Origin of the sequence: Streptomyces sp. 13-12-16 (genome assembly GCF_002114215.1) — a bacterium.
Classification (GTDB): domain Bacteria; phylum Actinomycetota; class Actinomycetes; order Streptomycetales; family Streptomycetaceae; genus Streptomyces.
This window is the reverse complement of sequence record NZ_NCTE01000631.1, coordinates 1-7,107: the sequence shown is the minus strand read 5'-3', so window position 1 is coordinate 7,107 and position 7,107 is coordinate 1. Positions and strand designations below refer to the sequence as shown.

Sequence of the window (7,107 nt, the reverse complement as noted above, 5' to 3'; positions counted from 1 at the left end):
GCCCGCGGGCCGGCCCGCCGCGAGGGCATCCTCGTCGGCGTCTCGGGCGGCGCCGCCCTCCACGCCGCCACCACCGTCGCCCGGTACCCGCGGCACCGGGGCGCGCTGTTCGTGGTCGTGCTGCCCGACACCGGGGAACGGTGTCTGAGCACGGACCTGTACGCCCGACCCGGCCCGCCGGGGCCCTGGGTCCCGGCGGAGGGCCGGGGACCGGGCCGGTAGGACGCGGGACCGGGGCCGTTCGGCCCAAGGCCGGCGCCCCGGCGGAAACCTAGGTTCCTGACCATGGAGAACGATCAGAGCGCACGCCGGGGACAGAAGCCCGTACCGGGGACCTGGCCGCTGGCCGCGCGCAGACTGCTGAACCGCCGTGAGGTCTCGCCCGACGGGCGCGCGGTGTTCGGTACGGGCGACCCGAAGTGGGAGGGGTTCTACCGGGACCGCTGGTCCCATGACAAGGTGGTGCGCTCCACCCACGGCGTCAACTGCACCGGTTCCTGCTCCTGGATGGTGTACGTCAAGGACGGCATCATCACCTGGGAGCACCAGGCCACCGACTACCCGTCGATCGGCACCGACTGCCCCGAGTACGAGCCGCGCGGCTGCCCGCGCGGGGCGTCGTTCTCCTGGTACACCTACTCGCCCAGCCGGGTCCGCTACCCGTACGTGCGCGGTGCGCTGCTGAAGCTGTGGCGCGAGGCCCGCAAGCGGCTCGGCGACCCGGTGGCGGCGTGGGCGGAGATCACCGGTGACCCGGCGAAGGCCCGCGCCTACAAGCGGGCGCGCGGCAAGGGCGGACTGGTGCGCGCCGACTGGGACGAGGTGGCCGAGCTGGTCGCCGCCGCCCATGTGCACACCGTCAAGGAGTACGGTCCGGACCGCGTCACCGGTTTCTCCCCGATCCCGGCGATGTCGATGGCGTCCTTCGCGGCCGGTTCCCGGTTCATGTCACTGATCGGCGGCACCCTGCTGTCGTTCTACGACTGGTACGCCGATCTGCCGGTCGCCTCCCCGCAGGTCTTCGGCGACCAGACGGACGTGCCGGAGGCGGCGGACTGGTGGAACGCCGGCTACCTCATCATGTGGGGTTCCAACATCCCGGTCACCCGCACCCCGGACGCGCACTTCCTCACCGAGTCCCGCTACAACGGCACCAAGGTCGTCGCGGTCAGCCCCGACTACGCCGACAACGTCAAGCACGCCGACGAGTGGATGTCCCCGCACCCGGGCACCGACGGCGCGCTGGCGATGGCCATGGGGCATGTGATCCTGAAGGAGTTCCTGGTCGACCGCGAGGTGCCGTACTTCCACGACTACCTGCGGAAGTTCACCGACGCGCCGTTCCTGATCACCCTGCGCGAGCACGCGGACGGCGGTCTCGTCCCGGACGGTTTCCTGACCGCGGCCGACCTCGGCCACGAGGAGGAGAACGCCGGCTCCAAGACCGTCCTGATCGACGCGGCCACGGGCGGGCCGGTCGTGCCGAACGGCTCGCTCGGCTTCCGCTGGGCCAAGGGCGAGCAGGGCCGCTGGAACCTCGACCTCGGCGAGGTGACGCCCGAACTGACCCTGCTGGAGCGGGCCGGGGAGACGACCGAGGTCGTGCTGCCCCGGTTCGACGAGGGCGCCACCGAGGGCGGTACGACCATGGTCCGCGGGGTGCCGGTGCGCACCGTCGGCGGGCGCCGGGTCACCACCGTCTTCGACCTGATGCTGGCCCAGTACGGGGTGCAGCGGCCGGGTCTGCCGGGCCGCTGGCCGTCCTCGTACGACGACGCCGCCGAGCCGTACACCCCGGCCTGGCAGGAGACGATCACGTCCGTGCCGGCGCGGCAGGCGGCCCGGATCGCACGGGAGTTCGCCCGCAACGCCGAGCGCACGAACGGCCGTTCCATGATCGCGCTGGGGGCCGGCACCAACCACTGGTTCCACTCCGACACCATCTACCGGGCGTTCCTGGCGCTGACCACCATGACCGGCTGCCAGGGTGTCAACGGCGGCGGCTGGGCCCACTACGTCGGCCAGGAGAAGGTCCGCCCGCTCACCGGCTTCCAGCACCTGGCGTTCGCCTTCGACTGGCAGCGGCCGACCCGCCACATGACCGGCACCTCCTACTGGTACATGAACTCCGACCAGTGGCGGTACGAGGCGTTCGGGGCGGACGAGCTGGCCTCCCCGGTGGGGAAGGGGAAGCTCGCCGGCCGGACGTTCGCCGACTGCCTGGCGCAGGCCGTGCGGCTGGGCTGGACGCCCGGCCACCCCGGCTTCGGCCGCAACCCCCTCGACCTGGCGGACGAGGCGGCGGCGCGGGGGCGTCCGGTCGCCGAGCACGTCGTGGACGAGCTGAAGTCGGGACGGCTGCGGTTCGCCGTCGAGGACCCCGACGACCCGGCCAACTTCCCGCGCGTGCTGACCGTGTGGCGGGCGAACCTGCTGGGTTCCTCCGGCAAGGGCAACGAGTACTTCCTGCGCCATCTGCTGGGCACGGACGCGGACGTCCGCTCTGCCCAGACCCCGCCGGAAGGGCGCCCGAAGGAGGTGGTCTGGCGGGACGAGGCGCCCGAGGGCAAGCTCGACCTGCTGGTCACCATGGACTTCCGGATGACCTCCACCGGCCTGCTCTCCGACGTCGTCCTGCCGGCCGCGACCTGGTACGAGAAGGACGACCTGTCCAGCACGGACATGCACCCCTTCGTGCACGCCTTCACCCCGGCCATCGCCCCGCCCTGGCAGGCCCGTACCGACTACGACACCTTCCTCACCATCGCCGACCGGTTCAGCGAGCTGGCCGCCGGGCACCTGGGGACGCGCACCGACGTCCTGGCGGTGCCGCTGACGCACGACACCCCCGACGAACTCGCCCAGCCCGGCGGGGTGGTGCGGGACTGGAGGGCCGGTGAGTGCGAACCGGTTCCCGGACGCACCATGCCCAAGCTGGTGGTCGTCGAGCGGGACTACGCGGCCGTCGCGCAGAAGATGCGCGCCATAGGCCCGCTGCTGGACACCCTGGGCACCACCACCAAGGGCGTCACCGTCCGCCCCGACCGGGAGATCGAGGACCTGCGCCACCGTTGCGGGACCGTCCGTGACGGCGTGGCCGCCGGCCGGCCGTCGCTGGCCACCGCCTCCGACATGTGCGAGGCGATCCTGGCCCTGTCCGGCACCACCAACGGCCGGCTGGCCACCGAGGGCTTCCGCGAGCTGGAGCGGCAGACCGGCAGCGAGGGCCTGGTGGAACTCGCCGCCGAACGCGAGGCGGAGCGGATCACCTTCGCCGACACCCGCACCCAGCCGCGCTCGGTGATGACCTCCTACGAGTGGTCGGGCTCGGAGACCGGCGGACGCCGCTACTCCCCGTTCGTCATCAACACCGAGCACAAGAAGCCCTGGCACACCCTCACCGGCCGCCAGCACTTCTTCGTCCAGCACGACTGGACGACCGAACTCGGCGAGCAGCTGCCGGTGTTCCGGCCGCCGTTGAACACCCCGCGGCACTACGGCGACGAGCACCTGCACGAGGACGGGCGGGCCGAGGTCACGGTCCGCTACCTGACCCCGCACTCGAAGTGGTCCATCCACTCCAACTACCAGGACAACAAGTACATGCTCGACCTGTCCCGCGGCGGCCCGGTCATCTGGATGTCGCTGGAGGACGCCGAGAAGATCGGCGTCAAGGACAACGAGTGGATCGAGGCGTACAACCGCAACGGTGTCGTCGCCTGCCGGGCCGTGGTCACCCACCGGATGCCCGAGGGGACCGTGTACATGTACCACGCCCAGGACCGCAACATAAACGTGCCGAAGACGGAGATCAGCGGCAAGCGCGGCGGCATGCACAACTCGCTGACCCGCCTGCTGCTCAAGCCCACCCATCTCGCCGGCGGCTACGCGCAGTTCACCTACGCCTTCAACTACTACGGCCCGACCGGCAACCAGCGTGACGAGGTCACCGTCATCCGTCGCCGCAGCCAGCAAGTGGAGTACTGACATGACCCGTGGCGAAGCCACTGTCGGACGCGTGATGGCCCAGATCGCGATGGTGATGAACCTCGACAAGTGCATCGGGTGCCACACCTGCTCGGTCACCTGCAAGCAGACGTGGACCAACCGCACCGGTGTCGAATACGCCTGGTTCAACAACGTCGAGACCAAGCCCGGCGTCGGCTACCCCCGCCGCTACGAGGACCAGGAGCAGTGGAAGGGCGGCTGGATGCTCGACCGGCGCGGGCGGCTGGTCCTGCGCTCCGGGGGCCGGGTCAGGCGGCTGCTGTCGCTGTTCTCCAACCCCGACCTGCCGTCCCTGGAGGACTACTACGAGCCGGTCACCTACGACTACGACAACCTCATCGGCGCCCCCGCCGGGCCCGACATGCCCGTCGCCCGGCCCCGCTCGGTCCTCACCGGCAAGCCCACCGCCATCACCTGGGGCGCCAACTGGGAGGACGGCCTGGGCGGCGCCCCCGAGAACGCCGGCGCCGACCCCAACCTCTCCGGGGAGTGGGCGGAGAAGGTCAGGTTCGAGTTCGAGCAGACCTTCCTCTTCCACCTGCCGCGGTTGTGCGAGCACTGCCTCAACCCGGCCTGTGTGTCGGCCTGTCCGTCCGGCGCGATGTACAAGCGGGTGGAGGACGGCATCGTCCTGGTCGACCAGGACAAGTGCCGCGGCTGGCGGATGTGCGTGACGGCGTGCCCGTACAAGAAGGTGTACGTCAACCACGCCACCGGCAAGGCGGAGAAGTGCACGTTCTGCTTCCCGCGCATCGAGGCCGGGCAGCCCACCGTCTGCTCCGAGACCTGCGTGGGCCGGCTGCGCTACCTCGGTCTGCTGCTGTACGACGCCGACCGGGTCGGCGAGGCGGCGGCCACCCCCGACGAGAAGGACCTGCTGGACGCCCAGCGGAACGTGTTCCTGGACCCCTTCGACCCCGAAGTCGTCGCCGCCGCGCGGGAGTCGGGCATCCCCGAGGACTGGCTGGACGCCGCCCGCCGCTCCCCGGTGTACGCCCTGGTGTCGAAGTACAAGGTGGCGCTGCCGCTGCACCCGGAGTACCGCACGCTGCCGATGGTCTGGTACGTGCCGCCGCTCTCCCCCGTCCTCGACGCCGTCGACGCGGCCGGCGGCGACCAGGACGACCCGGACCACGTGTTCGCCGCCGTCACCCGGCTGCGCATCCCGCTGGAGTACCTGGCGGAGCTGTTCACCGCCGGGGACACCGACGTGGTCGGCGGTGTCCTGATGAAGCTCACCGCGCTCCGCTCGTACATGCGTGAGCGCACCCTCGGCGAGGAGGGCGACGAGACCGTGCTCAAGGCCGTCGGGCTGACCGCGCGGGAGGCCGAGGACCTGCACCGGCTGCTCGCCGTCGCCAAGTACGCCGACCGGTACGTCGTCCCCGCCGCGCACAAGGAGGACGCGGCGGCGCTGTCCGCGATGGAGAACCGCTGCCCCGTCGGGACCGCCGGCGAGCCGGGGGCCGGCGACGGCCGCCGCGTGATGCTCGGCATCCCCACCCTGCGCCGCCGCACCACCGACACCCCCGCCGGAGGCCACCCGTGACCCCCCTGCCCGCCACTGTGCCCGGGATCGTCCGCACCCGGGTCCGGGCCGCCCTGCGCCGCCCGGACCGGACCTCCCGTACCTCACCGCTCACCCCCGAGGAGACGGAGCGACGGGCGCTGCTGCTGCGGCTGATGTCGCTGCTGCTGCAGTACCCCGACGCCGGTCTCACCGCCGCCCGGCCGGTGCTCACCGCCACCGTCGGGGCGCTGCCGCCCTCACCGGCGGCCGGACACCTGGCCGAGTTCACCGCCTGGTTCGCCGGGCAGGAGACCGACGCCCTGGAGCGGCACTACGTCGAGATGTTCGACCTGCGCCGCAGGAGCAGCCTCTACCTCACCTACTACCTGCACGGCGACACCCGCCGCCGGGGCATGGCCCTGCTCACCCTCGCCCAGCGGTACCGCGCGGCCGGCTGGGACACCGACGGCGGTGAACTCCCCGACCACCTCCCGGTCGTCCTCGAGTTCGCCGCCCTGACCGGCCCCGGCCGGGGCGAGGCCCCGCTGCGCCAGCACCGGCGCGGCATCGAGCTGATCCACCGCGCCCTGACCGACGCGGACTCCCCCTACCTGCACGTCCTGGCGGCGCTGATCACGCTGTTGCCGCCGCCCACCGAGGCCGATCTGCGGGCGGTGGCCGAACTGGCCGCCGAGGGCCCGCCGAACGAGGACGTCGGGATCGACCCGTACGGGGCCTACGGAGCCGGTGAGTTCGCGCCGCCCGGCTCGTTCGTCCCGCCCGAGCAGGCTCCGCCCACCCTCGCGCCGCCGTCCGCCGCGCACCGTCAGGAAGACCACCGATGAACACCTCCGCAGCCGACCTGCTCCTGTGGGTCGCCGTCCCCTACACCTGCCTCGCGGTGTTCGCCGTCGGGCACGTCTGGCGCTACCGCCAGGACCAGTTCGGCTGGACCTCGCGCACCAGCCAGCTCCTGGAGCACCGGTGGCTGCGCTGGGGCAGCCCGCTGTTCCACCTCGGCGCGTTCATGGTGATCGCCGGGCATGTCGCGGGTCTCGCGGTGCCGGCCTCCTGGACCGAGGCCGCCGGCGTCGACGAGCACACGTACCACACGGTCGCCGTGTGGGGAGGCTCGGTCGCCGGGATCGCCATGCTCACCGGTCTCGGCATGCTGTGCGCCCGCCGGCTGCTGAGCCGCCGGATCCGGCTCCGCACCGACCGCAGCGACAAGGTCCTCTTCCCGCTGCTGTCCGCGACCGTGCTGCTCGGCATCACCGCCACCGCCGCCCACAACGTCTTCGGCGCCGGTTACGACTACCGCTCCACCGTGTCGGTGTGGTTCCGGGGGCTGTTCGCCCTCTCCCCCGAGCCCGGGGCGATCGCCGGGGCCCCGCTGCTGTTCCAGCTCCACGCGCTCACCGCCTGTCTGCTCTTCGCCGCCTGGCCGTTCACCCGTCTCGTCCACGTGTGGAGCGCGCCGGTCGGCTACCTCGTACGCCCGTACGTGGTCTACCGGCGGCGCACGGCCGCCGCCACCACCGCGCCGGGCGGGCGGCGGGCCGCATGAGCGGGGCCGCCGGCACGGCGAC

General features: G+C 72.2%; 4 protein-coding genes and 1 pseudogene. All 5 read left to right on the top strand.

What is annotated here, in order from left to right:
• Positions 1-222, top strand: a pseudogene (locus B7767_RS46570) (hypothetical protein); the annotation flags it as partial.
• 63 nt (positions 223-285) lie between these two features.
• Positions 286-3,987 (top strand): nitrate reductase subunit alpha, encoded by a 3,702-nt coding sequence (locus tag B7767_RS24625; RefSeq protein ID WP_085574117.1) that lies wholly within the window; start codon positions 286-288, stop codon positions 3,985-3,987.
• A gap of 1 nt (position 3,988) precedes the next feature.
• Complete coding sequence (gene narH / locus B7767_RS24620) at positions 3,989-5,557, top strand: nitrate reductase subunit beta (RefSeq protein ID WP_085574116.1); 1,569 nt, start codon at positions 3,989-3,991, stop codon at positions 5,555-5,557.
• A complete protein-coding gene (gene narJ, locus B7767_RS24615) occupies positions 5,554-6,363 on the top strand; it encodes a nitrate reductase molybdenum cofactor assembly chaperone (protein WP_085574115.1) in 810 nt (269 codons plus the stop codon). The genes narH and narJ overlap by 4 nt, the downstream gene beginning before the upstream one ends.
• The gene (narI, locus tag B7767_RS24610) at positions 6,360-7,085 is read left to right on the top strand and encodes a respiratory nitrate reductase subunit gamma (protein ID WP_085574114.1); all 726 of its coding nucleotides are present in this window, start codon (positions 6,360-6,362) and stop codon (positions 7,083-7,085) included. The genes narJ and narI overlap by 4 nt, the downstream gene beginning before the upstream one ends.
• Positions 7,086-7,107 lie beyond the last annotated feature (22 nt).

Bases quoted from the DNA above. Each gene is read 5' to 3' on its own strand.
- B7767_RS24625 (WP_085574117.1), top strand. From the start codon at position 286: ATGGAGAACGATCAGAGCGCACGCCGGGGACAGAAGCCCGTACCGGGG.
- narH (WP_085574116.1), top strand. From the start codon at position 3,989: ATGACCCGTGGCGAAGCCACTGTCGGACGCGTGATGGCCCAGATCGCG.
- narI (WP_085574114.1), top strand. From the start codon at position 6,360: ATGAACACCTCCGCAGCCGACCTGCTCCTGTGGGTCGCCGTCCCCTAC.